This is a genomic window from Roseomonas populi, assembly GCF_024594815.1.
GTDB lineage: Bacteria > Pseudomonadota > Alphaproteobacteria > Acetobacterales > Acetobacteraceae > Roseomonas > Roseomonas populi.
Window position 1 is genome coordinate 115,209 of sequence record NZ_JANJOU010000004.1, and the last position, 26,478, is coordinate 141,686.

25 protein-coding genes are annotated in these 26,478 nt (G+C 70.1%); 16 read left to right on the forward strand and 9 right to left on the reverse strand.

The annotated features are described in order from the left end of the window. Positions 1 to 85 precede the first annotated feature (85 nt). Entirely contained in the window at positions 86 to 1,060 is a 975-nt protein-coding gene (locus tag NRP21_RS07980) for a Bug family tripartite tricarboxylate transporter substrate binding protein (protein ID WP_257715653.1), read from the forward strand. On the opposite strand, the gene NRP21_RS07985 is transcribed toward NRP21_RS07980, so the two are convergent. The 3 genes from NRP21_RS07985 to NRP21_RS07995 form a co-directional block, all read right to left on the reverse strand. Next, positions 1,047 to 1,901 (reverse strand): phytanoyl-CoA dioxygenase family protein, encoded by an 855-nt coding sequence (locus NRP21_RS07985; RefSeq protein WP_257715654.1) that lies wholly within the window; start codon positions 1,899 to 1,901, stop codon positions 1,047 to 1,049. The genes NRP21_RS07980 and NRP21_RS07985 overlap by 14 nt on opposite strands. A gap of 417 nt (positions 1,902 to 2,318) precedes the next feature. Beyond that, a complete protein-coding gene (locus tag NRP21_RS07990; protein WP_257715655.1) occupies positions 2,319 to 2,999 on the reverse strand; it encodes an OmpW/AlkL family protein in 681 nt (226 codons plus the stop codon). Positions 3,000 to 3,096: 97 nt separating this feature from the next. Then, positions 3,097 to 4,086, reverse strand: coding sequence for a Bug family tripartite tricarboxylate transporter substrate binding protein (locus tag NRP21_RS07995; RefSeq protein WP_257715656.1), 990 nt, complete (start codon positions 4,084 to 4,086; stop codon positions 3,097 to 3,099). A gap of 153 nt (positions 4,087 to 4,239) precedes the next feature. Between NRP21_RS07995 and NRP21_RS08000 the strand changes: the two genes are divergently transcribed. Continuing rightward, positions 4,240 to 5,910, forward strand: a complete 1,671-nt coding sequence (locus NRP21_RS08000; RefSeq protein ID WP_257715657.1) for a formate--tetrahydrofolate ligase — start codon at positions 4,240 to 4,242, stop codon at positions 5,908 to 5,910. A 42-nt stretch (positions 5,911 to 5,952) separates the two neighbouring features. Here the strand turns inward: NRP21_RS08000 and NRP21_RS08005 are convergent, their stop codons facing one another. Both NRP21_RS08005 and NRP21_RS08010 read right to left on the reverse strand, forming a co-directional pair. Next, on the reverse strand, positions 5,953 to 6,921 hold the full coding sequence (locus tag NRP21_RS08005) for an AraC family transcriptional regulator (RefSeq protein WP_257715658.1): 969 nt from the start codon (positions 6,919 to 6,921) through the stop codon (positions 5,953 to 5,955). A 799-nt stretch (positions 6,922 to 7,720) separates the two neighbouring features. Beyond that, positions 7,721 to 8,863 carry an aldo/keto reductase gene (locus tag NRP21_RS08010; RefSeq protein ID WP_257715659.1) on the reverse strand — a complete coding sequence of 381 codons (1,143 nt, stop codon included), beginning with the start codon at positions 8,861 to 8,863 and terminating at the stop codon, positions 7,721 to 7,723. 424 nt (positions 8,864 to 9,287) lie between these two features. On the opposite strand from NRP21_RS08010, the gene NRP21_RS08020 reads away from it, so the two are divergent. The 6 genes from NRP21_RS08020 (at position 9,288) to NRP21_RS08045 (ending at position 15,695) form a co-directional block, all read left to right on the forward strand. Continuing rightward, a complete protein-coding gene (locus tag NRP21_RS08020; RefSeq protein WP_308219870.1) occupies positions 9,288 to 11,123 on the forward strand; it encodes a glycoside hydrolase family 15 protein in 1,836 nt (611 codons plus the stop codon). A 174-nt stretch (positions 11,124 to 11,297) separates the two neighbouring features. Further along, positions 11,298 to 12,317 carry a transglutaminase family protein gene (locus tag NRP21_RS08025; RefSeq protein ID WP_257715660.1) on the forward strand — a complete coding sequence of 340 codons (1,020 nt, stop codon included), beginning with the start codon at positions 11,298 to 11,300 and terminating at the stop codon, positions 12,315 to 12,317. A gap of 59 nt (positions 12,318 to 12,376) precedes the next feature. After that, a complete protein-coding gene (locus tag NRP21_RS08030) occupies positions 12,377 to 13,198 on the forward strand; it encodes a transglutaminase-like domain-containing protein (RefSeq protein ID WP_257715661.1) in 822 nt (273 codons plus the stop codon). Beyond that, positions 13,195 to 13,950, forward strand: coding sequence for an N-formylglutamate amidohydrolase (locus NRP21_RS08035; protein WP_257715662.1), 756 nt, complete (start codon positions 13,195 to 13,197; stop codon positions 13,948 to 13,950). Before NRP21_RS08030 ends, NRP21_RS08035 begins: the two co-directional genes overlap by 4 nt. A gap of 89 nt (positions 13,951 to 14,039) precedes the next feature. Continuing rightward, entirely contained in the window at positions 14,040 to 14,693 is a 654-nt protein-coding gene (locus NRP21_RS08040) for a YitT family protein (RefSeq protein WP_257715809.1), read from the forward strand. 48 nt (positions 14,694 to 14,741) lie between these two features. After that, positions 14,742 to 15,695 carry an AraC family transcriptional regulator gene (locus NRP21_RS08045; protein WP_257715663.1) on the forward strand — a complete coding sequence of 318 codons (954 nt, stop codon included), beginning with the start codon at positions 14,742 to 14,744 and terminating at the stop codon, positions 15,693 to 15,695. Positions 15,696 to 15,722: 27 nt separating this feature from the next. Here NRP21_RS08045 and NRP21_RS08050 read toward each other — a convergent pair whose 3' ends face one another. After that, positions 15,723 to 16,415 (reverse strand): PIG-L deacetylase family protein, encoded by a 693-nt coding sequence (locus tag NRP21_RS08050; RefSeq protein WP_257715664.1) that lies wholly within the window; start codon positions 16,413 to 16,415, stop codon positions 15,723 to 15,725. Positions 16,416 to 16,540: 125 nt separating this feature from the next. Here NRP21_RS08050 and andAc point away from each other — a divergent pair, with 125 nt between their 5' ends. From andAc to NRP21_RS08090, 8 genes are all read left to right on the forward strand, one after another. Next, positions 16,541 to 17,833 (forward strand): anthranilate 1,2-dioxygenase large subunit AndAc, encoded by a 1,293-nt coding sequence (gene andAc / locus NRP21_RS08055; RefSeq protein ID WP_257715665.1) that lies wholly within the window; start codon positions 16,541 to 16,543, stop codon positions 17,831 to 17,833. Further along, positions 17,830 to 18,303, forward strand: coding sequence for an anthranilate 1,2-dioxygenase small subunit AndAd (andAd, locus tag NRP21_RS08060; RefSeq protein WP_257715666.1), 474 nt, complete (start codon positions 17,830 to 17,832; stop codon positions 18,301 to 18,303). Before andAc ends, andAd begins: the two co-directional genes overlap by 4 nt. Positions 18,304 to 18,323: 20 nt before the next feature. Beyond that, positions 18,324 to 18,632: an anthranilate 1,2-dioxygenase ferredoxin subunit AndAb gene (andAb, locus tag NRP21_RS08065; protein ID WP_257715667.1), complete on the forward strand. Its 309-nt coding sequence runs from the start codon at positions 18,324 to 18,326 to the stop codon at positions 18,630 to 18,632. Further along, on the forward strand, positions 18,632 to 19,432 hold the full coding sequence (locus NRP21_RS08070) for an alpha/beta hydrolase (RefSeq protein WP_257715668.1): 801 nt from the start codon (positions 18,632 to 18,634) through the stop codon (positions 19,430 to 19,432). The genes andAb and NRP21_RS08070 overlap by 1 nt, the downstream gene beginning before the upstream one ends. Positions 19,433 to 19,625: 193 nt before the next feature. Then, on the forward strand, positions 19,626 to 21,185 hold the full coding sequence (locus NRP21_RS08075) for an aldolase catalytic domain-containing protein (protein WP_257715669.1): 1,560 nt from the start codon (positions 19,626 to 19,628) through the stop codon (positions 21,183 to 21,185). Positions 21,186 to 21,213: 28 nt separating this feature from the next. Further along, entirely contained in the window at positions 21,214 to 21,900 is a 687-nt protein-coding gene (locus tag NRP21_RS08080; protein WP_257715670.1) for an HAD family hydrolase, read from the forward strand. 11 nt (positions 21,901 to 21,911) lie between these two features. Further along, positions 21,912 to 22,610, forward strand: coding sequence for an acylneuraminate cytidylyltransferase family protein (locus NRP21_RS08085; RefSeq protein WP_257715671.1), 699 nt, complete (start codon positions 21,912 to 21,914; stop codon positions 22,608 to 22,610). Between the two features lie 4 nt (positions 22,611 to 22,614). Then, the gene (locus NRP21_RS08090; RefSeq protein WP_257715672.1) at positions 22,615 to 23,361 is read left to right on the forward strand and encodes a thioredoxin domain-containing protein; all 747 of its coding nucleotides are present in this window, start codon (positions 22,615 to 22,617) and stop codon (positions 23,359 to 23,361) included. Positions 23,362 to 23,604: 243 nt separating this feature from the next. Here the strand turns inward: NRP21_RS08090 and NRP21_RS08095 are convergent, their stop codons facing one another. From NRP21_RS08095 to NRP21_RS08105, 3 genes are read right to left on the reverse strand one after another with little or no spacing between them, the layout of a single operon-like run. Further along, complete coding sequence (locus NRP21_RS08095; protein ID WP_257715673.1) at positions 23,605 to 24,339, reverse strand: glycosyltransferase family 2 protein; 735 nt, start codon at positions 24,337 to 24,339, stop codon at positions 23,605 to 23,607. Beyond that, positions 24,336 to 25,952, reverse strand: a complete 1,617-nt coding sequence (locus tag NRP21_RS08100; RefSeq protein WP_257715674.1) for a phosphotransferase — start codon at positions 25,950 to 25,952, stop codon at positions 24,336 to 24,338. The genes NRP21_RS08095 and NRP21_RS08100 overlap by 4 nt, the downstream gene beginning before the upstream one ends. Beyond that, a complete protein-coding gene (locus NRP21_RS08105) occupies positions 25,949 to 26,329 on the reverse strand; it encodes an HAD-IIIC family phosphatase (protein WP_257715675.1) in 381 nt (126 codons plus the stop codon). The genes NRP21_RS08100 and NRP21_RS08105 overlap by 4 nt, the downstream gene beginning before the upstream one ends. Positions 26,330 to 26,478: the final 149 nt, after the last annotated feature.

The following is a 26,478-nucleotide window of genomic DNA, read 5'->3' on the forward strand; positions in this document are numbered from 1 at the left end:
GGGCGGGCCGCTTCTGCGGGGCGGCCCGGTGTTGCAGGATCGCGGGGGAAACTGCCCCTGCGGGCAGATGATGGGGAACACGTTCATGATCACACGACGCGCCGCAATCGGCGCCGGGCTGGCCGCGGCCGCCCTTCCGCTCGGCAGGGCTTGGGCCGCCTATCCGGAGCGGCCGATCCGCTGGATCGTCGGCTACGCGGCGGGCGGGGGCACGGACATCCTGGCGCGCCTCGTCGCCGGTTCCATGTCCGCGCGGCTGGGGCAGCCCATCGTCATCGAGAACCGCCCGGGCGCCGCGACGGCCGTGGGGGCGGAGGCGGCGGCGAAGGCCGCGCCCGATGGCTATACGCTGTTCACGGCGGGCAACGAGACGCTGATCTTCAACCCGAACCTCTACAAGCGCCTGGCCTACGACCCCACGAAGGACTTCGCGCCGATCGGGCTGATGGCGCGCTTCCACCTCGTTCTGACGGTGAAGAAGGATTCCGGGTTCCGCGACGCGAAGGGCCTGATCGCGCGCGCCAAGGCGCAGCCCGGCGCCATCGCCTACGGATCGCCCGGCGTCGGATCGCCGCACCACCTGGCAATGGAGCGGCTGGCGAAGGAGGCGGGCGTGAGCATGAATCACGTGCCCTATCGCGGCATGGCGCCCGTGCTGAACGACCTGATGGCGAACACGCTGGAAGCGGCGGTGGTGGATGCGGCGGCGGGAGGGGAGACGCTGCGTTCCGGCCGGGTTCGCCCGCTGGCGGTCTGCGCGCCGGAGCGCCTCTCCACCCTGCCGGACGTCCCGACGGTGACAGAGGCGCTCGGCCTGCCGCGCTTCGAGGCCTATGCCTGGCAGGGCGTCGTAGCGCCGGCCCGGACGCCGGAGGCCGTGATCGCCAGGCTGTCGCAGGACGTGGCTACGGCCTTGCAGGATCCCGCCGTCCGCTCCCGCATGATGGAGATCGGGCTGGAGCCGCTGAGCGGAGGGCCGGCCGACTACGCGAAGCTGATCGCGGATGAGCGGGCGGTGTGGGATCCGGTGGTGAAGGGGCTGAACCTCAGCCTGGATTGACCGGCCGGGGGGGGGGGGGGGGGGGGGGGGCGCGCCGGCGCCCCCCGCCCCGGGGGGGGCGGGGGGGGCGCGGCGGGGGCCCCCCCCCCCCCCCCCCCCCCGGCGGGTCCATCGGGCTGACTGCGCCCGTGTCGTGCCAGGTCTGCTTGCCCAGCCCGAGGCGGGCGAGACGGTCCGCCAGGCCCCAGAAGGCCACCACCTGCCGGTCCCGCACCGCGGGCAGGCTGGTGGGGGAGAGGCCGGTCCAGGGCAGGAAGGGGTTGCGGCGCTGCTGCGCCCAGAGGGCGACCCGGGTTGAGGGGCGGCTGCTCGGGCCGCGGGCGTGGAAGCCGTAGGTGTCGGCGACGACGAGGGTGTTGGCGGGCACGGCGTAGGTGACGGGCGGGCCATAGCCCAGGCGCCGCAGCATCTCCCCCGAGATGCGGAGGGAGCCGCGGCGGTGGTGGCCGTTGCCCTCCCGCCAGGAGAGGCTGGAGGCGCGTTCCCACCACAGGCGGCGCGGCGTGGCACGGTGGGAGCCGGGGACATAGACGAAAGGGCCGTCCTCCACGGGCACGTCGTGCAGGTACAGCCAGGCCTTCATGCTGGGGTAGAAGGTGTCGCTGTGCAGCTCGGTCTGCGGGTCGTCCTCCCCGGCCGTGGCATGGCTGTGAATGGTCTGGATGAAGAGGACGGGGCCGGCGCGGGTGCTGGCCGCGTAGTTCAGAAGGCCGCTCCAGCCCGGCGAATCGATGAGGGCGCGGGTTTCCGGCAGCGCCCTGAGCGTGGCGGGGGAGAGAGGCATCAGGCGGCTGACGGCGTCGCCCTGCACGGTCTCGCGCGGGGGCGCGCAGCGCCTCAATCTCCGCGCGCAGGCGGGCGAAGGTCTCGGGCGGCAGGAAGTCACGCTTCACCACGATGCCGTCCCGCTCGAACGTCGCGCGGTCCTCCGGGGAGAGCCCGGCGCCGAGGCGTTCGCGGCGGGACCGGGCCATGCGCTGGGCCATGGCGACGCGGCGGGCATGCAAGCCCCAGCGGTTCAGCCGCTCGCTGCCGAGGACCGGGTTGCCCGCGAAGGAACGGGCGGATGTGGCGATGGCCGCGAGGTGCAGCGGCGCCATGAGGACCCGCCGGACGGCCTGCAGCGGGCTGCGGGACACGGAGGTGCTTGGAGGGCCGTGCATGCCCCAGCGTCGCGCAGCGGGACGGCGTTGGCTGCCATCATTCGTTGATTGCGCGAAAAGGTGATGGGCGGGGAAGCCCCGCCCATCCCGGATGCTCAGAACCGGTACCGGACGCTGGCGCCTACGATCCAGGGGTTCAGGTCCGCGCGGGCGCCGATGGTGCCGCTGTTGACGCTGACGCTCGGGTCCAGCCAGAGCTTCTTCGCGTCCAGGTTCACCAGCCAGCGCGGCGCCACCTCGATATCCACGCCGAAGTTCACGGCGTAGCCGAAGTCGTTCTTCACATCGACCTTCGTGACGGGCGCGGTGCGGCCGCCGCCTTCCCCGTAGAAGATCGTGTAGTTCAGGCCGGCGCCGACATAGGGGCTGATCCGCGCCTGCGGGAAGGGGTGGAACTGCAGGGTCAGGGTGGGCGGCAGGGCCCAGACATGGCCGAGGTCCACGGCGCCAAGGGCGGAGCCGCGCACCTCCACGTCGTGCCGCGTCGTGGCGGCGATGAGGTTGAGCGAGAGGTTCGGGGTGAGGAAGTAGGAGAGGTCGAGCTGCGGGGTGGCGGTGCTGCTGGCGTGCGGCTTGCCGCCGATGGCATCCACGCGGCCACCATCCTCCGGCAGCATGCCGATGGCGCCGAAGCCGAGCACGAGGTCGCCGGCCCTCTTGCCGCGCACGGCCTGGCCGAAGAACAGGCCCTCCTGCGCCTGGGCGGGCGCGGGGAGGGAGACGAGGGCGGAGAGGGCCAGAAAGGCCGCAGCGGCCGCACCCGAACGGATGAACATGAATTCCTCGCTTCCGCGGAGCCGGCACGCGCCGTGTCTCCGTGAGAGCGGGGCTAATCCTCCGCCGCGGGCGCGGCCTTGACCTGCATCAAGCCTCTCAGGAAGCGACGATGCGGGCCGCGCGGATCACCTCGCGCCAGCGCGCGATCTCCGCCTCCTGGAAGCTCCGGTAGGCGTCGGGCGTGCCCGGCACCACGTCGAAGCCGATGCGCTCCAGCGCCGCGCGCGTCTCGGCGTGGAGGAGGGAGTCGCGCAGCGCGCCGGCCACGCGGTCGCGCAGCGGGGTGGGCATGCCGGCCGGTGCCATGAAGGACTGCCAGGAGGTGACGACGAAATCCTTCAGCCCCGCCTGCTCCGCCGTCGGCACGCCCGGCAGCACGGGGTGCGGGCGCTCGCTCGTCACCATCAGCGCGCGCAGCCGGCCGCCCTCGATATGGCCGGCCACGGTCCCGAGGTTCTGGAAGGAGAGGCTGACGTTGCCGGCGATCAGGTCCGTCGCCGCCGCGGCGCCGCCGGTATAGGGGACATGGGTGATCTCCGTGCCGGTCCGCAGCTTGAACAGTTCGGTGGTGAGCTGGTCGGAGGAGCCGACGCCCGAGGTGGAGTAGGAGGCGCGGCCGCCCGATTCCTTCAGCCACTGGATCAGCCCGGCGACGTCGCGCGCCGGGTGGTCCCGGTTCACCACCAGCACGTTCGGCGTGGTGACGGCGAGGACGAGGGGGGTGAAGTCCTTCACCGGGTCGTAGCCGAGATTGGGGCGCAGGGCGGCGTTGATGGCCCAGACGCCGATGGAGCCGACCATCAGCGTGTAGCCGTCTGGCGCCGCGCGCATGGCGACACGGGCGGCCACCTCCCCGTTCGCGCCGGGGCGGTTCTCCACCACCACGGCTTGGCCGACCGTCTGGGCCATGCGGTTCGCGGCGGCGCGGGCCACGATGTCGGAAGGGCCGCCGGCCACGAAGGGCACCAGCACCGTCACCGGCCGGGTGGGCCAGGCCTCCGGCCGGGCCCCGGATTGCGCCCGGGCCAGGACGGGGACCAGGGGCGCGGCCCCGGCGAGTGCGAGCAGGGTGCGGCGGGTGGCCATGAACGAGAATCCTCCGTGTTCACGCGCCTTGGCGGCGCTTCGCGGGGATGGTGCCGCAGGGCCGGGCCGGAAGGCGAGACTTTCCGCGCCCTCCCGCGTTGCGCCGGGCGGGCCGCCCGGCTAACCGGGTTGGAGGCCAGGGAGAGGGCTTGCATGACGACGGATCTGGAGATCGCGCGGGCGGCCACGCTGCGCCCCATCGCCGAGATCGCCGCGCGGGCCGGAATCCCCCTGGATGCGCTGGAGCCGCACGGTCGGTTCAAGGCCAAGATCGGCACGGATTTCGTGCGGACCCAGGCCGGGAAGCCGGAGGGCGCGCTGGTGCTGGTGACGGGCATCAGCCCGACCCCGGCCGGCGAGGGCAAGACCACCACCACCATCGGGCTGGGCGACGCGCTGAACGCGCTGGGCACGCGCACGATGATCGCGTTGCGGGAGCCCTCCCTCGGCCCCTGCTTCGGGGTGAAGGGCGGGGCCACGGGCGGCGGGCGGGCGCAGGTGGCTCCGATGGAGGAGATCAACCTCCACTTCACCGGCGACTTCCACGCGATTACATCCGCCAACAACCTGCTGTCGGCGATGATCGACAACCACATCCACTGGGGCAACGCGCTGAACCTGGATGTGCGGCGCATCGCGTGGAAGCGCGCCATCGACATGAACGACCGCGCCCTGCGCCTGGGCACCTTCGGGCTGGGCGGCGTGGCGAACGGCTTCCCGCGGGAGGACGGGTTCGACATCACCGTGGCGTCCGAGGTGATGGCGATCTTCTGCCTGGCCAAGGACCTGGACGACCTGCGCGCGCGGCTCGGGCGCATCATCATCGGCCAGTCGGGCGATGGGCGTGCCGTGACGGCGCATGAGCTGAAGGCGGATGGCGCCATGGCCGCGCTGCTGCGGGACGCGCTGATGCCCAACCTCGTGCAGACGCTGGAGGGGAGCCCGGCACTGGTGCATGGCGGGCCCTTCGCCAACATCGCGCATGGCTGCAACAGCGTGATCGCGACGCGGCTGGGGCTGCAACTGGCCGACGTGGTGGTGACGGAGGCCGGCTTCGGCGCCGACCTGGGCGCGGAGAAGTTCCTGGACATCAAGTGCCGCTCCGCGGGGATCGCGCCATCCGCCTGCGTGATCGTGGCGACCGTGCGCGCGCTGAAGATGCATGGCGGCGTGGCGAAGTCGGCGTTGGGGGCGGAGGACGTGGCGGCGGTGCGGCGCGGCCTGTCCAACCTGGAGCGCCATGTGGAGAACACCCGCAAGTTCGGCCTGCCCGTGGTGGTGGCGCTGAACCGCTTCACCTCCGACACGGAGGCCGAGATCGCTGCGGTGCAGGAGGCGATAGCGGCGCTGGGCACGCGCGCCATCCTCTGCACGCACTGGGGAGACGGCGCGGCGGGCGCGGCGGAGCTGGCGCGGGCGGTGCAGGAGCTGATCGCGGGCGGCACGGCGCGGTTCCGGCCGCTGTACCCGGACGACATGCCGCTGGCGGAAAAGATCGGCACGGTGGCGCGGGAAATCTACCACGCGGCCGAGGTGGCGATCCCGCCGGCGCTGGCGACGCGGCTGAAGCGCTTCGAGGAGGCGGGATTCCGCCGCGCGCCGGTCTGCATCGCCAAGACGCAGTACTCCTTCTCCGCCAACCCCGCGCTGCTGGGCGCGCCGAGCGGGCACGTGCTGCCTGTGCGGGAGGTGCGCCTCTCCGCGGGGGCGGGGTTCGTGGTGGCGGTCTGCGGCGACGTGATGACCATGCCCGGCCTGCCGCGCGTGCCCGCGGCCGAGGGGATCGGGCTGGACGCGGAAGGCCGGATCGACGGGCTGTTCTAGCGGGGGGCGTTCCGGGAGGAGGCGGGCGCCCGTGCCCGTACCCTACTGGTCGTCTTCGACCAGGGCGGCGGGGCTCTCTCGCGCGATCGCCCGCCATTCCCGCGGCGTGCAGCCGAAAGCCTCGCGGAAGGCACGGCTGAACGAGGAGTCCCTGGCGAACCCGACCGCGCGGGCGATCTGCGTGATGGGGCGGGCATCCCGGGGATCGCGCAGGGCTGATGCGGCCCTCTCCAGGCGCAGCCGGGTCAGATAGGCGGAAATCCCGGCCTCGTCGGGGAAGGCGCGGTACAGCGTGGCGCGGGAGACGCCGAGCAGGGCGGCGATCCGGTCGGTCGTCAGGTCCGGCTCCCTGAAGCGCTGCGCGATGATCCAGCGTATCTCCATCCCCAGCCGCGCCTGCTCCGCCTCCTCCGAGAGAGTGCAGACATCCGATGCGCCCAGGCAGGACAGGACCGCCCCGGTCAGGAGCGTGCCCGCCCTGGCGCCATCCTCGTCGGTCATGCCCGGCAGGCGCCCGAGGAGGTCGGTTACGAGCTCCACCAGCGGCTGGGCATCGTGGCCGGACAGCACCAACCCATGGAGTCCATCGATGCGAGGAACGAAGCGCTGAATCGTGCTCCGGGCGAAGGTGAGGTTCACGCAGCGGGAATTCGTCGAGGACTGCCGGAAAGGTCTTCCCATATCTACGATGAGGACAGTCCGGGCGGCGCCGCGATAGGAGCCGGCCGGGGTCTCGCCGTGAAATCTGCCTTCCAGGGTGATGGCCAGGTTGATGCTGTCGAAGCCGTCGGCACGGATCAGCGAGGCTGAGCGGTCATAGGTCTGACCCGTGATCCGGTTGTCGGCCAGAACCAGCTTCCCAAGATCGAACGTCTGGGCATGCGCGTAGAACTCTCCCCCCGGCGGCTCGGTGCGGACCAGCTTTGCGAGACTCGGCCACGGGCGACCACGCCAGGCCTCGTAGCGCTCGCGGGGAGCGATGCCGCGCGTGGTGAAACTCAGGAACCGCATGAGGCCGGATCATCATGCACGGGCCATGATCGATTCGCTAAAGTAAAGTTCGATCGATGGCCCGGAATCACTGCTCCGTGGCATTTCCCCGGAGGTGGGGTGAACAACTCATCTGGCTCACTGCGTCGGTCGGCAAGACCCTTTGGCGGGGGCATCTCGACGCGATGGCTCAGCAACTGGATCTTGTGCACTCAAGATTAAGAGCGGAATGGCGGGAAGCGCGCATCATGAAATCATTTATATCATCCCGCCGCGCTGTTATCAGTATTGCCAACACAAGATGATTTTTCCTGGTGTCTCGCGAGACCGGGGAAGGCGTCGACGCGCGCGCGCAAAATCTCTAGCGGGAGAGATGCTGTGGCGGCATGGAAGGACATGCGGCTGTCCTAGTAGTTTCACGCGGGCGGCAAGGCCCGGCGGGGATGAACGGGCGAAAGTCCTGCTAGCTCTTGCCGGCGGCAGAGCCGGTATCGAGTCCGGCCCACAGCACTGACCCAAAGCACCGTGCCGGACGCGAGAGGCAGCGCTTCCTCATCGGATGTCGGCCCACCAGATCGGCCCTGCCGTTTCGCTGCCTGAACCCGCGTGCGGGCAGGCCGGCTCCAAAGTGGGCGCATCGCCGATCGGCTTCGGATCGGGATGCGCGGCCACGGTGCCGCCCGATGCAGCAGCCGCGGAAGGGATGCGTCGAGCTCACCGAACGTGGCGGTGTCCGGCGCGTCAGGAGTGACGAGGATCGGATCCGCGCACGCCCAGGGCCAGCGCGCCGCGCTGGGGCGGCACGCCGGCATTCGGGCCTTCAGGCCGGGGTTGGGGCGCGCCCGTCGATCAGCCCTTCCTTCTTCATCTCCGCCCAGAAGCCGGCAGGAATGGTGGTGCGGAAGGCCTGCGCGTTCTGGCGCGGCTGCTCCGGCGTGCTGGCACCGGGGATGAAGCAGGAGACCACGGGGCTGGCGTTGAGGAAGTGCAGCGCCGCCACGCGCAGGTCCACGCCGTGGTTGCGCGCCACGTGCTCCATCCTCTCCCGCTTCTCCGTCATCGCCGCGGGGATGCTGGGGCCGTAGTTGAAGCGGTTCTTGCCCGCCAGGAAGCCGCCGTTCAGCGGCGCGCCGACCATGATGGAGGCGCCCTTGGCCTGGATGGCGGGGATGATGCCGTCCAGCGCCTTGGAATGGTCGGCCAGCGAGTACTGGGTGGCGGCGAGGAAGATGTCGGGCTCGGCCACTTCCAGCGCGGCCATGATCGGCTCTGGGTCGTTCACGCCCATGCCCCAGGCCTTGATGATCCCCTCCTCCTTCATCTTCGCCAGTGCCGGGAAGGCGCCGCGGCGGGCGATCTCGAACTGGGCGCGCCAGTCCTTGTCCGGGATGTCGGAGGTGCTGGGCGAGAGGTCGTGCACGAAGACGATGTCGATGCGCGACAGGCCCATGCGCTGCAGGCTGTCCTCGATGGAGCGGCGCGTGCCGTCGGCCGTGTAGTCGAAGACGTGGCGGAAGGGCGGGGCATCGGCCCAGTTGGCCACGCGGCGCAGGCCCAGCTCGCGGTCCGGGTTCAGCAGGCGGCCGACCTTGGTGGAGAGGACGAACTCATCGCGCGGCTTGCTGCTGAGGACCTGGCCCATGCGGCGCTCGCCCCGGCCCAGCGTGTACCAGGGGGAAGTGTCGTAGAGGCGGATGCCGGAATCCCAGGCGGCGTTCATCACCTCGATGGCGGTCTCGTCGGAGACGACCTTGCCGAAGCCGTTGGAGAGGGGCTGGCCGCCGAGGCCCAGGCGGTGCGGCGGGCGCCAGCGGTCGCCCTGGCGGGGGCCGTTCATGGGCAGGCCGCTGCTCGTGGTGCTGCCAGAGGGGGTGCTGCCAGAGGTGGTCTGGGAGGCCAGCACGTGCGGGGCGAGCAGGGCGCCGATCGTGGCGGCGGAGAGAAGGCTGCGTCGGGCGGTCACGGGGTGACTCCTGAAGGGTGGGGTCGCTCCGGGCGCTGGCTTCCGCCGCGCCCGCTGTCCAACTCGTGCCGTGGCCAGGGGTTGGGGGCGCCATTTAGTTTCGGATCACCTATGGCCCCATGGATGGGCGTGCAGGCGGCGCGGCGGAAATGTAGCTTTTCCAAATAGATCGGCTTCGCCCGCGCGTGATCCGGGCGCCTGGGACGGCGGGGTTCCCGGGCTTCGCTGAATTGCTAAGAAATGTCACGGATTTCATTTTCGCTCGAAGCAGCTTCCCGCCTGGCCGCCATTTCCCCTCGCGGAAGTGGCGGCCAGGCGGTGCGCGGGGCCAACGGGATCGCGCCTTCACGAGCGCGCGGTGCCCGATGCGCCCGTGCCGATCCGCCACATCTTGCGTTGGTGCCGCAGGAGGTCCGCCCCGCCTATGTCCCCCCCTATCGCCGACTACGCCATGATCGGCGACACGCACTCCAATGCCCTCATCGCGCGTGACGGCTCCATCGACTGGCTCTGCTGGCCGCGGCACGACAGCCCCGCCCTGTTCCTGCGCCTGCTGGACGAGAGGAAGGGCGGGTCCTGCACGATCGGGTTCAAGCGGCTGATCGGCACCGCCCGCCGCTACCTGCCCGGCACGAACATCCTGGAGACGGTCTTCACCACGGCCACGGGGCGCGCGGTGCTGACGGACTTCATGCCGCTCTCCCGGCCGGAGGAGATTCCGCCGGAGGGGCCGGACGGGATCGCGGAAGGGCGGGTGATCCGCATCCTGCGTTGCGAGGAAGGGCGGGTGTCCGGCCGCTTCCTCGTACGGCCTACCTTCGACTACGCGCGCCGCCCTTGCGCGCCCGCGTTGCAGCCGGACGGCACCGCCCTGTTCGAGGCGGGGGAGCAGCGCCTGTGTGCGGCCGCCCTGCCTGGAGGGCTGGTGTTAGAGGGCGAGGTCGTCTCGGCGGGTTTTGACCTGGGGCTGGGAGAGGGCATGGCGCTCGTGCTCTCCGGCGGGGAGGACGGGCGGACGGTGCCCCCGGTGCGGTTCGAGGAGGCCGAGGAGCGGCTGGCGGCCACGCGACACTACTGGGAGGAGTGGAGCGCGTGCTGCACCTATGCGGGCGGCTACCGGGAGGCGGTGCTGCGCTCCGTCCTGTTGCTGAAGCTGCTGACCTACTCGCCCACGGGGGCGATCATCGCGGCGCCGACGCTGGGTCTGCCGGAGGCCGTGCCGGGGAACCGCAACTACGATTACCGCTACGCCTGGCTGCGGGACGCCAGCTTCACCGTCACCTCCTTCGTCATGCTGGGCTACGTGCGGGAGGCGGCGGAGTACCTGCGCTTCCTGCGGCTGGCCGATCCCAGCCACGGCAAGAACCTCAGGCTGATGTACGCCATCGATGGCGGGCCGCCGGCGGAGGAGGCGTATTTGGAGCACCTTTCGGGCTGGCGGGGCGTGGGGCCCGTCCGGATCGGCAACGGCGCTGCCGACCAGAGCCAGTACGACATCTACGGCGAGCAGCTGCTGGCGCTGGAGACCTTCCTGGAGGCGGTGGACTACGATCCGCCGCAGAAGACGAACGACCGCCTGCCGGAGGGGCTGACGAACCTGGCCGCCTCCGCCATGGCCGCGCGCGACAAGGAGGACCACGGCATCTGGGAGCCGCGAACGCCGAAGCGGCAGATGTTCCACACCAAGGCGCTGATCTGGGTGGCGCTGAACAGGGCGGCGAGGATGGCCCGGCGGATCGGCCGGATCGAGGAGGGGCAGATCCGGGAGTGGGAGCGCGTGGCGGAGGAGGTGCGGGCGGAGTACCACGAGCGGGGATGGAACCCTGCGCGCGGGGCCTTCACCCAGTCCTACGGCTCCGACCTGCTGGACGCGGCGGTGCTGCGGACTGTGCTGTTCGGCGCGATCGAGCCGCACGACCCGCGCCTGGTCTCCACCTACGAGGCCATCACGCGGGAGCTGGTGGTGGACGACCTGGTGTACCGCTACCGCGCCCCGGACGGGATGGAGGGCGAGGAGGCGACCTTCGCCGCCTGTGCCTTCTGGCGCGTGGGCTGCCTGGCGCTGGCGGGGAAGACGGAGCCGGCGCGGCTGATCTTCGAGCGGCTGCTGGAGCGGGGGAACGACCTCGGCCTCTTCGCGGAGGAGATCGACGCGGCCACGGGCGAGCAGCGCGGCAACTTCCCCCAGGGCTTCACCCACATGGCGATCATCAACCACGCGCTGCGGCTGGAGCGGGAGCAGCGGCGCCGGGCGGCCTGAGGGGGCGGCCTGAGGGGCGGCGAAATCGGATTGCCCCTGAAACCAAGGGTCGCGAGGAGGGTTTCGGGTTAACTCATGATGGTGGGCCAGGGCCGGCGGGGCGCGCTCCTTGCCGGCCCTGGCCCATATTTTGCCTTGCTCGCCATGCCTCGCCCCGGGGCCGAAGGGTGGCCCATGCCGATCCTCACCGTCCGACACGTCACGACCTACCGCTACCGCCAGCCCGTCTCCTTCGGGGAGCATAGGATGATGCTGCGGCCGCGGGAGGGTTACGACCAGCGCCTGATGGAGGCGCGGATCGAGATCACGCCGAAGCCCGCCGACCTGTGGTGGGTGCACGACGTGTTCGGGAACAGCGTGGGCGTGGCCTGCTTCAAGAGCCGCGCGCGGGAGCTGCGCTTCGAGAGCATGATGCGGCTGGACCACCGGCCGGTGGAGGCGCTCGGCTTCCGGCTGGAGCGGCATGCGCGCAGCCTGCCCTTCTCCTACGCGATCGACGAGATGCCGGACCTCGCGCGGTCCATCGAGCGGCACCACGCGGATCCCGACCACGCGGTGGATTTCTGGGCGCGGGGCTTCCTTCGCAAGGACGGTCCGACGGATACGCTGGAACTGCTGACGACGATGACGAAGGCGGTGAAGCGGGACTTCACCTACGTGTCGCGCACAATGCGCGGCATCCAGGAACCGGGGCGCACGCTGGAGCTGGGCAGCGGCACCTGTCGGGACTTCGCGCTTCTGATGATGGAGGCGGTGCGCTCCCTTGGCCTCGCGGCGCGGTTCGTCTCCGGCTACCTCTACTCGCCGGTGGCGGATGGCACCGGGTCCTCGGCGGAGGGGCATGTGGGCGGCGGCGCCACCCATGCCTGGGTGCGCGTGTACCTCCCCGGCGCGGGATGGGTGGAGTTCGACCCCACCAATGGCATCGTCGGCAACCGCGACCTGATCCGTGTGGCGGTAGCGCGCGATCCGATGCAGGCCGTGCCGCTCTATGGGAGCTGGAAGGGCTTTCCCGACGACAGCCTGGGAATGGACGTCTCCGTCCAGGTCACGGCCGAGCCGGCGACGGAGGCGCGCAAGACGCCGGAGCGGGAGGCGCCTGAAGCGGGGCCGCCACCCGGGCCGGGTCCTCGGTCTCCGCCCGGCTCGGGCCCCGGCGGGGAGGCCCGCCAGCCCGCCCTGCCCACGGCCTGATGCTCATTTCAGACGTTCTCTTGCCACTCTCGAACCGCTTCCCCGGAGACCCGCCCGCCATGAAGATCCATGCCGGCTTCGACATCACCTACGAGTGCTATCAGCCGACGCCCATGATCCTGATGCTGAGCGTCCACCCCTCCCGCATGCCGGACGTGATCGGGCCGCACGAGCTCCGCTTCGACCCGCCGATCGGGGCCACCGAGTACCGGGACATGTTCGGCAACATCTGCCACCGCATCGTCGCGCCGGCCGGGCGCACCACCATCTCCACCCGCTTCGACGTGCTGGATCCCGGCGTGCCGGATGTCTATGCGCCGGAGGCGCGACAATTGCCGGTGCAGGAGCTGCCGGACGAGGCGCTGACCTTCCTCCTGCCCAGCCGCTACTGCGAGACGGATCGGATGTCGGATCTCGCCTGGTCGCTGTTCGGGCACACGCCGGAGGGATGGGCGCGGGTGCAGGCCATCGTGGACTACGCGCACAACCGCCTGACCTTCGGCTACGAGCACGCCAGCGTCTTCCGCACCGCCCATAGCGGCCATAGCGACCGTGTGGGCGTGTGCCGGGACTACGCGCACCTGGCCGTCACGCTCTGCCGCTGCATGAACATCCCGGCGCGCTACTGCACGGGCTATCTGGGCGACATCGGCGTGCCGCCGATCGACGCCGCGATGGATTTCTCCGCCTGGTTCGAGGTCTATCTCGGCGGCCACTGGTACACCTTCGACGCGCGCCACAATCGGCCGCGCATCGGGCGCATCCTGATGGCGCGCGGGCGCGACGCGGCGGACGTGGCGATCACCACCACCTTCGGATCCAACACCCTGGCCGGCTTCCACGTGGTGACGGACGAGGTGAAGCCGGACGTGTGGGCGTGACCGCGACCGAGGACTGGCCCGCGCCGGTGGAGGTGGTGAACGCGGAGGGCGCCGCGCCCTTCGTGCTGCTCTGCGAGCACGCCTCCAGCCATATCCCCGCGCGCTACGCGGACCTGGGCCTGCCGGCCGCGGAACTTGGGCGGCACATCGCCTGGGACATCGGCGCGGCGGAACTGGCGCGAAAGCTCTCGGCACGGCTGGACGCGCCGCTGGTGCTGGCGGCTGTCTCGCGGCTGGTGATCGACCTGAACCGGCCGCCGGGTGTGCCCACCAGCATCCCCGAGGTGAGCGAGGACACAGCTATCCCCGGCAATGTCGGCATCTCCGCGGTGGAGCGTACGCACCGGCAGACCGTGTGGTTCCACCCCTTCCACGATGCCGTCTCCGCGCTGCTGGACGCGCGGCAGGCGGCGGGGCGGCGGACGCTGGTGGTGGGGGTGCACAGCTTTACCCCGCGCTTCCAGGGGATGGACCGGCCCTGGCATGCGGGGGTGCTCTTCGCCGGGGCGGAGCGGTTCGGGCGGGCCCTGGCGGCGGCCATCGCGGCCGATCCGGCGCTGGTGGTGGGGGAGAACGAGCCCTATCGCATCGAGCCCGGGATCTACGACCACAGCATTCCCGTGCATGGCGACGCGCGGGGGCTGGAAGCCGTGCTGATCGAGGTACGGCAGGACCTGTTGGGCGATGCGGCGGGGATCGAGGAGTGGGCGGGCCGGCTGGCCCCCGCGCTGGAGCGGGCGGCCGGCGAATAGGTGAGGGCGACTACCCTTTTTTCTATGTTGCGGCGCAGCGAGACGCTAAGATGGTGGCGGTCCGCAGGAGATCGGTCGCCTTGACCCGGATGGCCCGCCCCATCGCCCTTCCGCCCCATCAGTCCGAGCGCACCGTGCCTCTTTCTCCCTCCCCGCACCGGCTCTACGAGGATGCGGCGGCGCTGCTCCTCGGCACCTTCATGGTGTCGCTGGGGCTGGTGCTCTACGGCGAGGCGCGGCTGGTGACGAGCGGGCTGGCGGGGCTGGCCCTGCTGCTGGGCTACGTGACGCCGCTCAACGCCGGCACGCTGTTCTTCCTGCTCAACCTGCCCTTCCTCGTCTTCGGCCTGTGGCGGATGGGGTGGCGCGTGCTGCTTCGGACGCTCGTCGCCATTGGGGCGGTCTCGCTGCTCACGCGCTTCGCGCCGCTTTGGGTGGATATGCAGCACGTCTCGCCCTTCTACGGGGCGCTGATGGGCGGGATCCTCATCGGGATGGGGGCGCTGGCCCTGGTGCGGCACCGCACGGGGCTGGGCGGCACCAACCTTGTCGCCATGCACCTGCAGGAGAAGCGGGGCTGGCGGGCAGGCTACGTCCAGTTGGGATTCGACGTGCTGGTGATGCTGGCGGCCTGCACGGTGCTGGACCCGCAGCAGGTCGGGCTCTCCATGTTCGGGGCCGTGGTGGTGAACCTGATCGTGGCGATGAACCACAAGCCCGGCCGGTATCTCGGGGTCAGCTAGGCCCTTTCGCCTTGCGCCGGGCGGAACGCTTCGCCAGGGTTCCGGTCCATGCTGGATCTCGCCACCCCGCTGGATCGCCTGGCGCTGCGCGCGTGCCGGCTTTTCGAGACCGACAGCGCCGAGGAGGCGCGGGAGCGCATCTCCCGCGTCATGCAGCCGCACGCCCTACGATTGGAGGGGCGGCTGGAAGGGCCCGCGCCGCGCTTCCACATGGATTTCCTGCGGCTGCGTGGGGTTGGGCTGGGAACCATCGCCTTCGGCCCGGCCTCCATCGAAGTGCCACCGCTGGACGGCTATCACCTCGTGCTCCTCTGCGTTTCCGGCGGGGCAGTGCTGCGCACCGGTGGGGCGGAGCTGGTGGTGGGGCCGGAGGCGGGGGCGCTCTGCCCGGCCGGGCAGCCCTTCAGCGCGCGCTTCTCGGCGGATTGCGAGCAGCTCATCCTGCGAATCGACCGGGACCGGCTCTCGGCGTTCACGGGCGGGCGGATGGGGTGGCTGGCGACGCGGCTGGATCTGCGGAGCGCGCGGCTGCGTCCCTGGCTCTCCGTGTTGCACGCGCTGGCCGGGGATGCGGCGGCGGTGCGGCTGATCGGCGAGGACCCGGCGGTGGCGGCGGATTACGAGCAGCTCCTGCTGCGCCTGCTGCTGGCCGGGCAGGAGGAGGCGGCGCCCGCGCGGGACGCGGTGCGCCCGGCCGCGCTGCGCCGCGCCCTGGCCTATCTGGAGGCGCGCGCGGCGGACCCCCTGACCCTTGCCGACATCGCCGCGGCCGCCGGCGTGCCGGAGCGGACGCTGCACGAGGCGTTCCGCCGGCACCTCGGGACCACGCCGCTGCGGCACCTGCGCGACCTGCGGCTGGACCGGGCGAGGTCGCGGCTCCTGGCGGGCGCTGAGGGGGTGACGGAGGCGGCCATGGCGGCGGGCTTCACCCATCTCGGCCGCTTCGCGGGCGATTACGCGGCGCGCTTCGGGGAACGGCCCTCGGAGACGCGGCGGCGCTGATCAGGCCGGCGGGGTCCTGTCCGGCGCTTACGCCGGCGGGCGCAGGATCGTTTCGAAGGGCTGTTCCGCCCTGGCAAGGCAGCCGGGTGGGATGCGCGGCGCCGGATCGTCCGAGACGAGGCCGCCGAGCCCGCTGGCGTGGGCAGCAACCGCCTGCCGCTTCGTCTCCGCCGGGATGGCCAGCCTCCAGCCATCCGGCAGGGCATCCTGCGGCGGGGCGTAGGAGAGGTGGGCGACGCCGCTTCCCGCCGCCACGGCCGCCGCGATGCGGTGGGCGGCGCTGCGGGGCGCATCCGTCGGCCAGGGGGCGAGGATCAGGTTGCAGTCCCGCGCCCACATGACGAGGGTGATGCCGCGCACCGCCGCCTCGAAGACCGGGCCTTCCGCCGGCACCGGGCCGTCGATGAGGCCGGCCATCAGCAGGCGGTCGGCGCGCAGGCCCAGGCGGCGCACCGCCTCGCGCGTCTCGCCTTCCCGGATTGCTGCGATCCGGTCCGGCGGGAAGATGTTGGAGCCGGGGTGGGAGGCGCTGCCGTCCTGCAGCACCATGACGAAGGGTGGGCGGCCCCTTTGGCAGGATTCCGCGATGAAGCCGCCGCAGTCCAGGCTCTCATCCCCGGGCTGGAGGGCGAGGACGAGGGCGTTCTCCCCGCCCGTGATCTCCAGCAGGCCGGCGAGGGGTGGGGCGGCGGGGTCCGTCATGCCGGGATTGAAGGGCAAGGGCCGTGCCGCGCGGAAGGGGCACTGCGGCGGCTGGATAGAGGCTGCGGCGGGCGGATAGTGGCGCGGGACGTGCTTCTGCCAATCTGACGCTTATACCTGCCCCGCTGAACGGAGGAGCCGAGATGGACCAGCATCCGCATGATGCCGCGCCGCTGCCCGGGGGCGCGCCGCTCGCCAGCTTCCCGCGCGAGGACGGGTCCCGTGTGCCCTACAAGGTGTTCAGCAGCGCCGAGATCTACGCGCTGGAGCAAGAGCGGATCTATCGCGGCCCGACCTGGAACTTCCTGGGGCTGGAGGCCGAGATCCCGAAGCCCGGCGACTACAAGAGCACCTATATCGGCGACACGCCGGTGGTGATGACGCGGGCGGAGGACGGGACGCTGGCGGCCTGGGTGAACCGCTGCGCGCACCGGGGCGCGGTGGTGTGCCGCCTGCCGCGCGGCAACGCGCTGTCGCATTCCTGCGTGTACCACCAGTGGAGCTTCGGCACGAAGGGCAACCTGCAGGGCGTGCCCTTCCGGCGCGGCCAGAAGGACGCGACGGGGATGCCGAAGGATTTCGACCCGAAGCGCCACAACCTGCGCCAGCTTCGGGTGGAGAGCTATCGCGGCCTGGTCTTCGCCACCTTCTCCGACACGGTGGAGCCGCTGGAGGAGTATATCGGGCCGGAGATGCGGCCCTATGTGGACCGGGCGTTCCACAAGCCCGTGGTGTACATGGGCTGCACGCGGCAGTTCTCCGATAGCAACTGGAAGCTCTACATCGAGAACGTGAAGGACCCCTATCACGCCAGCCTGCTGCACCTGTTCCACACCACCTTCAACATCTTCCGCGTGGGCATGAGGGCGCGCGTGATCCCCGACGAGAAAGCGGGGATGCACAGCGTGATCTTCGTGATGAAGAACGAGGAGGAGAACTCTGCCGACTACAAGTCGCAGGGCATCCGCTCCTACGATGAGGGGTTCCGGCTGGAGGATGACAGCATCCTCGCGCTGGAGAAGGAGTACGAGGAGGTGGCGACAAACCAGATCCAGCCCATCTTCCCGCAGCTTGTGATCCAGCAGATCCACAACACGCTGGTCTGCCGGCAGATCCTGCCGAAGGGGCCCGACCATTTCGAGCTCGTCTTCCACTTCTTCGGCTACGAGGACGACACGCCTGACATGCGGAAGCTGCGGATCAAGCAGGCGAACCTGGTGGGGCCGGCGGGCTACATCTCCATGGAGGACACGGAGGCGACGGAGCTGGTGCAGCGCGGCACCGCCCGCGACCCGGAGGCGACCTCCGTGATCGACATGTCGCGGGACGCGCCGGAGCGGCGGGACACGCTGATTTCCGAGCAGCTGATCCGCGAGTTCTGGAAGGGGTACCGGAAGCTGATGGGCTTCGACGTGGCGGCCAGGATCGCGGAATGAGAGAGGACCTGATGCTGCGCCTGGAGTTGATGGACCTCCAGGACCGCTACGTGGCGGCGATCGACAATGACCGCATCGAGGAGTGGCCGGGCTTCTTCACGGAGGACTGCCTCTACGAGATCGTCTCCCGCGAGAACGAGGAGGCGGGGCTGCCGGCGCCGCTGATCCATTGCGACAGCGCGGGGATGCTGCGGGACCGCGTGCTGTCCCTTCGGCACGCCAACATCTATGAGAAGCCGGCCTACCGGCACATGCTCTCCGGCATGGAGTGGCGGGAGGAGGGGGAAGGGTACGCTGTCTCCACCGGGTACGTCGTGGTGAACACCTCCATCGAGGGGGAGAGCACGATCTACCAGGCCGGGCGCTACCTGGACCGCGTGGTGCGGACGGAGCAGGGGCTGCGCTTCCGCGAGAAGCGCTGCATCTACGACACGCTGCGGGTGCAGACGCTGCTTGCCTTTCCGATCTGAAGCCTGTTCGAGGACGAACCATGGGTGAATGGCACGACGCGGCCGCCGCGGATGCGGTGGTGGAGGACGAGGTGCTGGGCTGCGTGGTGGCGGGGAAGCCGGTGGCGCTGTTCCGGGTGGAGGGGGAGGTCCATGCCCTCTACGACCAGTGCTCCCACGGCTACGCGAAGCTGTCGGACGGCTTCGTCGAGGATGGCTGCGTGGAGTGCCCGCTGCACCAGGGGCTGGTCGACATCCTCACGGGCGAGCCCCGTTCTGCGCCCATCACGGAGGGGGTGCGGAGCTTCCCCGCGCGGGAGGTGAACGGCCGCGTGGAGGTGGAGATCTGATGGACCTGACCTGGCAGTACATGACGGGCCAGGCGCGCCCCGGCCACGCCGCGCTGATCGCTGAGTTCGAGCAGGAGGGAGGGGCGGGCGTGGCCACGCTGCGCCCGGCGACGGACATTCCCTATGGCCCGCACGGGCGGGAGCGATTCGACTTCTACGCCGCGCCGGGCGCGTGGCGGGGCACGCTGGCCTATTTCCACGCGGGCTACTGGCAATCCCGCGACAAGGCGCAGTTCCGCTTCCTGGCGCCTCTCCTCGTCGCGCGCGGGTTGGACGTGGCGATGGTGAACTACCCGCTCTGCCCGGACGTGACCCTGCCCGCGCTGCTGGATTCTACCCGGCGCGCCGTGGGGGCGGTGCTGGCGCATGCAGCCTCCCTCGGGCGCGGCGGGGCGGCGCTGGTGGCGGCGGGGCATTCCGCGGGCGGGCAGATCGTGGCGGAGCTGGCGCTGTCGGACTGGAGCGGGGCATCCCCCATCGCGGCGATCGCCGGGCTGAGCGGGGTGTACGAGCTGGAGCCGCTGACCGCCACGCCGTTGAACGAGAAGCTGCGGCTGGACGTGGAGACGGCGCGGGCTCTTTCCCCCGTGCTGCGGGCCCGGGGCGGGTTGCCGCCGGCCTTCTTCGCCGTAGGCGGGGAGGAGACGCCGGCCTTCCTGGCGCAGAGCGCGCGGATGGCGCGGGCCTGGGCGGACGCGGGGAACGTGGCGGGGGAGTATGTCTCCCCGGGCGCAGACCACTTCAGCCTGCTGCGCGACCCCGTGGTGGTAGAGCGGATCGCAGCCCTTCCGCTATCCTGAGCCGGAACGACCGGCGCCGGGTCCCACCTGCCGGGGCTCACCAATCCGTGATGTGGGCTTGGCCCGCAAAGGGGCGGATTGCCGGGGGATTCGGCCCCATCGGGCGCCCGGCTTTGCTTGCTGAACGGGAACCCCCCCGGTAGGGTTCCCACGGATTCTTGGTGCACCGCACCAGATCGGGAAGGATCGCCTCATGGTTCAGGTTCTGGACTGCACGTTCCGCGACGGGGGCTACTACACCTCCTGGGACTTCGATCCTCGCCTGGTCGATACCTATATGAACAGCATCGCCCGCCTGCCGATCGACTATGTCGAGGTAGGCTACGTGAATGATCGCCTCTCCGGCTACTACGGCGAGTACTTTTTCCTGACGGCGGACAAGCTGACGGCGCTGAAGGCCCGGCTTCGGCCGGACCAGAAGCTGCTGGTGATGATCGACGCGAAGGCGGTGGAGCCGGAGCGAGTGCCGGCGCTGTTCGGCCCGCTGGCTGACATCCTGGACATGGTGCGGATCGCCTGCGCCCCGGCCCACCTGCCGCACGGCCTGTCCTTGGCGCGGGAGCTGAAGAAGCTCGGCCTGCAGGTGGGCTTCAACGTGATGTACCTGTCCACCTTCAAGGACAACCTGGACCACATCCGCCTGGCGATCGAGAGCCCGGACGCCTACGACGCCCTCTCCCTCGTGGATTCCTACGGCGGCGTGACGCCGAACGACGTGTCGCGGCTGTTCAAGGAGCTGCGGGCGCGGATGCCGGACTTCACCATCGGCTTCCACGGGCACGACAACATGTGCCTCGCCTTCGCCAACACCCTGGCCGCGATCGAGGCCGGGGCGGACGTGGTGGACGGCACCTTCACCGGCATGGGCCGCGGCGCGGGCAATGCCAAGACCGAGACGATCCTCATCCATCTGGCGCGGGAGGGGCTGAACGCCCAGCTGGACCACCAGGCGCTCTCCACCGTGGTCGCGCCCTTCGAGGCGATGCAGCGCGAGCAGGGCTGGGGCACGAACCTGCCCTACATGATCTCCGGCGCGAACAACCTGCCGCAGAAGGACGTGATGGATTGGTTGGCGAAGAACCGCTACTCCGTCATGTCCATCGTCCAGGCCCTGCAGCGCCAGGGCGGGCAGGAGGTGGACAAGTCCGTCTTCCCGGACGTCTCCACCCTCGGCCTGACCTCCGGCGACGTGCTGCTGATCGGCGGCGGCCCCTCCGTGAAGCGCCATGTGGAGGCCATCTCGCGGCTGGTGGCGCAGCACGATCCGGTGGTGGTCTTCTCCTCCGCCCGGCACCTGGACCTGGCGGCGCGGATCGGCGGGCGCCAACTCCTCTGCCTGCCCGGGCATGACGCCTTCCGCGCGCCGCCCGAGGCGCTGGAGCGCGTGGCGGCCGTGGTCATCCCCGCCCCGCCCCGCGTGCCGGGCTGCCTGCCGGAGGGGCTGAACCTCCACGTGGTGCAGGCCCAGTCCTACGAGACGGATGAGGGGCATCTCGGCCCGGTTTCCGACAACTCGCCGCTGGCGCTGGCGCTGGGGACCGCGCTCGCGCTCGGGGCGAAGCGCTGCTTCCTCGTGGGCTTCGACGGCTACGACATGGCCTCCGCGGCCGAGCAGGAGCTCTCCCGCGAGGTTCAGGCCGTGCTCGACTCCTTCGCGGCTCATCCGTCCGGGGTGGCGCTCTCCAGCCTTACCCCCACGCGCTACCGCGTGAAGCAGGGGTCGATCCACGGGCTGATCGCGGAAGTCGCCTGACGCCCGAGAGAGCCCCCAGGGAATTCCAATGGCCGTGACGCAACCCGCCGCAGTCGTCTTCGACTGCGACGGCGTCCTCCTTGTCTCCAACACGCTGAAGGCGGCGGTGTTCCGTGAGGCCTTGGCCGAGCACGGCTTCCACCCCGAGGACATCGCCCGCTTTTCCCGCTACCAGGTCGCGAATTTCGGCACCTCCCGCTACCGGCTCTTCGAGAACTTCCTGGGGTGGGAGGACCTGAAGATCCGGCCGGAGGCGGCCGATAAGGACGTGCTGGTCGGGTCCTATGCGCGCCTGCTGCGCGGGCGCTACGCGCGCTGCGCCTCCACCCCCGGCATGCGCGGCGTGCTGGACGGGCTGGCGGCGCGGGGCATCCCCCTTTTCGTCGTCTCCGGCTCGGACGGGGCTGAGCTGCGGGAGGTCTTCGCGGAGCGCGGGCTGGCCGGGCTGTTCCGCTCCATCCACGGCTCGCCCGCCACGAAGACGGAGAACCTGCACCTCGTCGCGGGGGAGCTGGGGCGGGACCTTCCGCTGGGCGACGTGTGGTTCATCGGCGACGCGGAGGCGGACCTGAAGGCCGCGGATGCCGTGGGCGCCTGCTTTGCCTATGCCGACCACTATTCTACCGCCAAGCCGCGGATGCGGGCCCTGGCGGCGGAGCGCGGCTTCCCTATGATCCGCGACCTGCGCGGCCTTCCCGCGCTTCTCGACGCCTGACAAGGAGCCCGATGCCCGTCACCGCCTTCCTTCCCTGCCGGGCCGGCAGCCAGCGCGTGCCCCACAAGAACACGCGCCCCTTCGCCGACCGGCAGGACGGGCTGCTGGGCATCAAGCTGGAGCAGCTGCTGGCCTGCGCGGCGATCGAGTCCGTCGTGCTCTCCACCAATGACCCGGAGGTGGAGGCGATCGCGGCTCCCTTCGTGGCCCGCGCTGGCGGCAAGCTGCGGATGGACCGGCGGCCGGACCATCTCTGCTCCTCCTCCACCAGCACGGACGAGGTGATCGCCTACCTCCCCTCCATCATCCCGGAGGGGGACGTGCTCTGGACCCATGTGACGAGCCCTTTCTTCGGCGCGGCGGACTACGCGGCCGCCATCGGCGCCTATCGCGGCGCGCGGGGGGCGGGGACGCATGACAGCCTGATGGGCGTGACGGAGCTGCGGACCTTCATTTGGGACGCCAAGGGCGCGGTGAACTACGACCGCGCGGTGGAGAAATGGCCGCGCACCCAGACGCTGACACCACTTTATGAGGTGAACAGCGCCATCTTCATCGCGGACGCCGAGACCTACCGCGCCCGCGGGGACCGGATCGGTGCGGCGCCGCTGCTGCACGCGATCCCCAAGGACAAAACGGTGGACGTGGATTGGGAGGAGGATTTCGTCATCGCCGCCGAGCTGTGGCGGCTGCGGGGCGGAGAGGGATAAGACCATGGCCTATATTTTCGTGTGCACGCCCACCTCGGGCACCGCCTCCATGCTGCGCATCCTCCAGGCGATCGGGGGCAAAGCCCTAAAGCTGCGGGCCGCCAATGGCCCGGCCTCGCTGGAGCCGCGCGAGGGCGCGACCCACCTGAACGCGGCGGAGCCGAACCTCCTCTACTGGTTCCGCGGCCCGCGGCACTGGGACACGTCGCTGGACGTCTCGGCCTTCAAGGTCATCGCGCATTTCCGGGACCCGCGGGACCTAGCGTGCAACCAGTACTGGTGGGCCCTGCAGCACCCCAACACCCACGACACGCCGGAGGTTGCGGAGGCCAAGCGGCGCAAGGTGGAGGAGGAGGGGATCGACCGCTACGTGATGGGCCGCAACAACGTGGCCAGCTATAACATGCTGCGCAGCCTCTCGGACGGGGCGCTGGGCGATGCGGTCACCTGGACCTCCTACAACCAGCTCTGCTGCGCCTTCGACTACATGACGGACAATCTCTGCCGCACCTTCGGGCGCGCGCCCTCCGAGGTGGCAGAGGTGCTGCGGATGGAGCGGCCGGAGAACCTGTTCAACAACCCGGAATGGGTGAAGGTGGGCGGCACCTGGAAGGGCTCCGACGTGATGCCCGGCCGCTACCGCCGTGACCTGAAGCCCGAGACGGCGCAGGCACTGACGGAGAAGCTGGCCTCCGATCTGGCGCTCTGTGCGCGGCGCGATGCGCCCTTCATGGCGCACCACTACCTGTAGGGCGCTGGTGCGGCCTGGGCAGGGCTAAGCGTGGCGTGATCGACCGAACTGCGGCGTGTGTGACCGGCGATGCCGGCACCCTCGCCGCAGGACCTACGGCACTGGCTGGTTTGGGCGGTGGAGGCCCGGCATTGATCCACACGGGCGCCGGCGCTGGCCTCCTTGCCCGGGCGCAGCAGGTTCAGCCGGGAATCCTTGTGTCAGATCACCCAGCTGGCCTGCCCTGACCCGTGAGGAAAAACCTCAGGCGGCCCTCTCCGGCCCGTGCAGCAGCGCCTCGTACTCGGCGGGGACGCCGCAGAAGATGACCTCTTCCATGCCGACTTCCGTGTAGTGGATCCGCGCCGAGTTCTTGATCAGGTGATTGTAGAGCGGCGCCACGTAGAGTTCCGGGGCGCTGGGGGCCAGCCGCTCCTGCCGCAAAGCCTCGGTGAAGTCCTGCGCCCGGGCGAAATGGTACAGGCCCGTGCAGCACAGGTCCGAGATCCGCCGCTTCTCGGCCGTCTCAAGGGCCAGTGGCTCATCGCCCGGAGCCGGGCGCACATAGGACCAGTTGTCGCCCGTACCCCTGAAAACCTCCAGGTAACCGTCGGAGCTCGGCCACCACGCATCGCCAGGGAAGCGGAAGCCGGGGCGGAAGGTGTCGATGTTGAAGATCGTCAGGGGAACGTCCTCGGCCAGGCCGGCCTGCGCGATCCCCAGCTCAACCGTCTCCGCCTGCCCGGTGGTCGGCGCCGTCAGCATGACCACCTGCACGTCCCGGATTCCCAGAGCCTCGCACTCGCTCCGCAGGAACGCCTCGGTCTCCATCACCTCCCGTGCGATGAAGAGGAAGGGATGCGTCTCGAAATAGGCGGAGAAGCTGCTCACGGCGTGCGCGAAGACGCTGCGGCCGTGAAGAGGAAGCATGTATTTGGGCCGATCATAGCCGGCCCGGGCGAAGCGGCTGGACAGGCCGGCCATAGGGATGACGATCATCCGACGCTATCCTCCAGCATGCCGTACAGGCGCAGCGCGTTGGCGATGAAAGCTCTCTGGCGATCGGGCCGGTCGGCGTGCAGCGGCAGCATCGACAGGAACAGGCCGGTCATCACCGCCTGCACCTCCTGGGCGGAAGCCTTCGTCTGAGTCAGCACGACCTCGGAGAAGAGGCTTTGCAGCCAGGCCTGCTGCGGCGTCCGCTCGAAGTTGATCGATAGACGATAGCCGTCATTCGCGGATGTGGTGTAGCGGCCGGCGATGATGTGGTCGTAACGCCCGATGATCGAGTGCGCGAGCTTGGCGAGATCGTAGCGCTGGTCGCCGAGAAGGCTCGGCGTGCCCGTCTCGATGTAGCCGCGGGGGTCGATCACCTTGATGCGCCGCGACCGGGAATCGTAGAGGATGTTGCTGAAGCAGAAATCGCCGTGCATCACGACGAGGGAGCGGTCGGTGCTCCCCTCCAGCAGCGCGGCGAGCTTCTGGGCGATGCCGAGCAGGGACGGGAAGGGCCGGCCCGCGAAGCTGACCGGCTTATCGATATCGAACTGGGTGAGGCGGGCGTAGTCTTCCAGGCGGGAGACCGTCTTGTCGATCGCCAGCTTCCGGAGCAGGGGCTTGCTGCTCTCATCGGTTCCGTTGCGGGCACAGACGGTGAGGAACTCGGCGCAGGACTCCATGATCCGCGTCCAGACCGGGCGGTTCAGCGAACCGAAGACAAACAGCTCCGAGAGGGTGGGGATGTACTGGTATTCGGTTTCGTAGAAGGGCAGCCCCTCGCTCTCGCCGCTATCCAGCACCCGCGCGCCGTAGAGCTGCACGGCCGGCGGAACTTCCCGCAGCCAATGCGCTTCCGCGCGCATCTTCGCGCCGTCCTCGCTCATCTTCCGGGCCGTCCGGCCATCCAGCCGGAGCGTGTTGAAGGAGCGGGCGGTGGTGACCGCGCGGCGCGACCGGAAGTAGGTTTGCGCGTGGCCGAAATCGAACCAGTTCTGCGCCTGATGCGCCTGGATCGGTCTCTCGCCGGCATAGAGGTTGATGCCGCCCACGAAATCGCCGCGTGCCCGCGTGATCGAGCGGACCAGGTCCACGCTGCTGCTGAAAGCGAAGTAGCCTGCCGCCACCAGCCGCCCCGAGGCGCGCTCACTGCCCGCGGGGAGGGTTTCCAGCGCGCGGATGTTCCCCCCGACGACCTCGGCTTCGGCCCAGGAATACCCGTCGACATTATCCGCCAGCGCAATGAGGTCGGTCTCGTCGAGGGGAAGGTCGTTGATCAGCGTGTCGCCGTGCAGGATCCGGAGGGGTTGGTCCGGCCCGCCGACCGTGTTCACCGCGTAGACAACGGCCTCGCCGAGCTGAAGGTGCTCCGGGAGCGGCAGCACCGTCACGCCCAGCTCTTCGATCCGCCGGCGATCCTCGACCGTGATCTCGTAGCTCTCTGGGACGGTGAAGTAGATCGGCCTGCGGGCGCCGAGGCGCGCCAGATGGTACTCATAGAGCCGCGCCATGCCCACCGGCAGGAAGGCCGGAGGCAGCTTCCCGAACTCGGCCGCGAGCTCGCCGCCGACATAGGCGCCGGACATGATCAGCCAGATGCCGCCCGCTCCGCTCATGGCGCCGAGGTCCTTCCGATCAGGGCGTGGATATCCTGCAGGCTCATTCTCACGAACTCGTCGGGCCTGATGGCCCGGTCGTCCACGTAGAAGCCATCCGTTCCGCACCACGGCTTTCCGATATGGATCTCGTCGAACGGGATCTCATGCTTCTTCAGCCATTCGATGATGATCGGGAGCGTCACGGCGTTGATCTTGCCGACGGAGCCGTTGAAGGTCCGCATGTTGCGGGCCGACGCGATGATGATCTCGAAGCCCTGGGCCTTGTAGCGGCGGATCTGCTCGACGACCTCGAGGTTCGGTTGCTTGTCCGGATAGGGGACGCCGGGATCCTCGATAGTGATGGTGCCGTCCAGGTCGAGCACAAGACGCTGCATTCTCTCGTGGCTCCTAGGGGGAGGTTAAGCAGCTTGGATGGGTGCTCATCCCGGGCAGAGGCGCACCTCAGAGGAGGCGGGGCCCACCTCTGGGTTCTGCACCGCCGCTTCGCCGCGGCGCACAATCTACAATCAAACTTCCCCCAGTC

Excerpts from the sequence above, each read along its gene's own strand:
- NRP21_RS07980 (WP_257715653.1), top strand. The coding sequence starts at position 86 with ATGATCACACGACGCGCCGCAATCGGCGCCGGGCTGGCCGCGGCCGCC.
- NRP21_RS07990 (WP_257715655.1), bottom strand. The coding sequence starts at position 2,999 with ATGTTCATCCGTTCGGGTGCGGCCGCTGCGGCCTTTCTGGCCCTCTCC.
- NRP21_RS07995 (WP_257715656.1), bottom strand. The coding sequence starts at position 4,086 with ATGGCCACCCGCCGCACCCTGCTCGCACTCGCCGGGGCCGCGCCCCTG.
- NRP21_RS08000 (WP_257715657.1), top strand. The coding sequence starts at position 4,240 with ATGACGACGGATCTGGAGATCGCGCGGGCGGCCACGCTGCGCCCCATC.
- NRP21_RS08005 (WP_257715658.1), bottom strand. The coding sequence starts at position 6,921 with ATGCGGTTCCTGAGTTTCACCACGCGCGGCATCGCTCCCCGCGAGCGC.
- NRP21_RS08020 (WP_308219870.1), top strand. The coding sequence starts at position 9,288 with ATGTCCCCCCCTATCGCCGACTACGCCATGATCGGCGACACGCACTCC.
- NRP21_RS08025 (WP_257715660.1), top strand. The coding sequence starts at position 11,298 with ATGCCGATCCTCACCGTCCGACACGTCACGACCTACCGCTACCGCCAG.
- NRP21_RS08030 (WP_257715661.1), top strand. The coding sequence starts at position 12,377 with ATGAAGATCCATGCCGGCTTCGACATCACCTACGAGTGCTATCAGCCG.
- NRP21_RS08040 (WP_257715809.1), top strand. The coding sequence starts at position 14,040 with ATGGCCCGCCCCATCGCCCTTCCGCCCCATCAGTCCGAGCGCACCGTG.
- NRP21_RS08045 (WP_257715663.1), top strand. The coding sequence starts at position 14,742 with ATGCTGGATCTCGCCACCCCGCTGGATCGCCTGGCGCTGCGCGCGTGC.
- andAc (WP_257715665.1), top strand. The coding sequence starts at position 16,541 with ATGGACCAGCATCCGCATGATGCCGCGCCGCTGCCCGGGGGCGCGCCG.
- andAd (WP_257715666.1), top strand. The coding sequence starts at position 17,830 with ATGAGAGAGGACCTGATGCTGCGCCTGGAGTTGATGGACCTCCAGGAC.
- andAb (WP_257715667.1), top strand. The coding sequence starts at position 18,324 with ATGGGTGAATGGCACGACGCGGCCGCCGCGGATGCGGTGGTGGAGGAC.
- NRP21_RS08070 (WP_257715668.1), top strand. The coding sequence starts at position 18,632 with ATGGACCTGACCTGGCAGTACATGACGGGCCAGGCGCGCCCCGGCCAC.
- NRP21_RS08075 (WP_257715669.1), top strand. The coding sequence starts at position 19,626 with ATGGTTCAGGTTCTGGACTGCACGTTCCGCGACGGGGGCTACTACACC.
- NRP21_RS08080 (WP_257715670.1), top strand. The coding sequence starts at position 21,214 with ATGGCCGTGACGCAACCCGCCGCAGTCGTCTTCGACTGCGACGGCGTC.
- NRP21_RS08085 (WP_257715671.1), top strand. The coding sequence starts at position 21,912 with ATGCCCGTCACCGCCTTCCTTCCCTGCCGGGCCGGCAGCCAGCGCGTG.
- NRP21_RS08090 (WP_257715672.1), top strand. The coding sequence starts at position 22,615 with ATGGCCTATATTTTCGTGTGCACGCCCACCTCGGGCACCGCCTCCATG.
- NRP21_RS08095 (WP_257715673.1), bottom strand. The coding sequence starts at position 24,339 with ATGATCGTCATCCCTATGGCCGGCCTGTCCAGCCGCTTCGCCCGGGCC.
- NRP21_RS08100 (WP_257715674.1), bottom strand. The coding sequence starts at position 25,952 with ATGAGCGGAGCGGGCGGCATCTGGCTGATCATGTCCGGCGCCTATGTC.
- NRP21_RS08105 (WP_257715675.1), bottom strand. The coding sequence starts at position 26,329 with ATGCAGCGTCTTGTGCTCGACCTGGACGGCACCATCACTATCGAGGAT.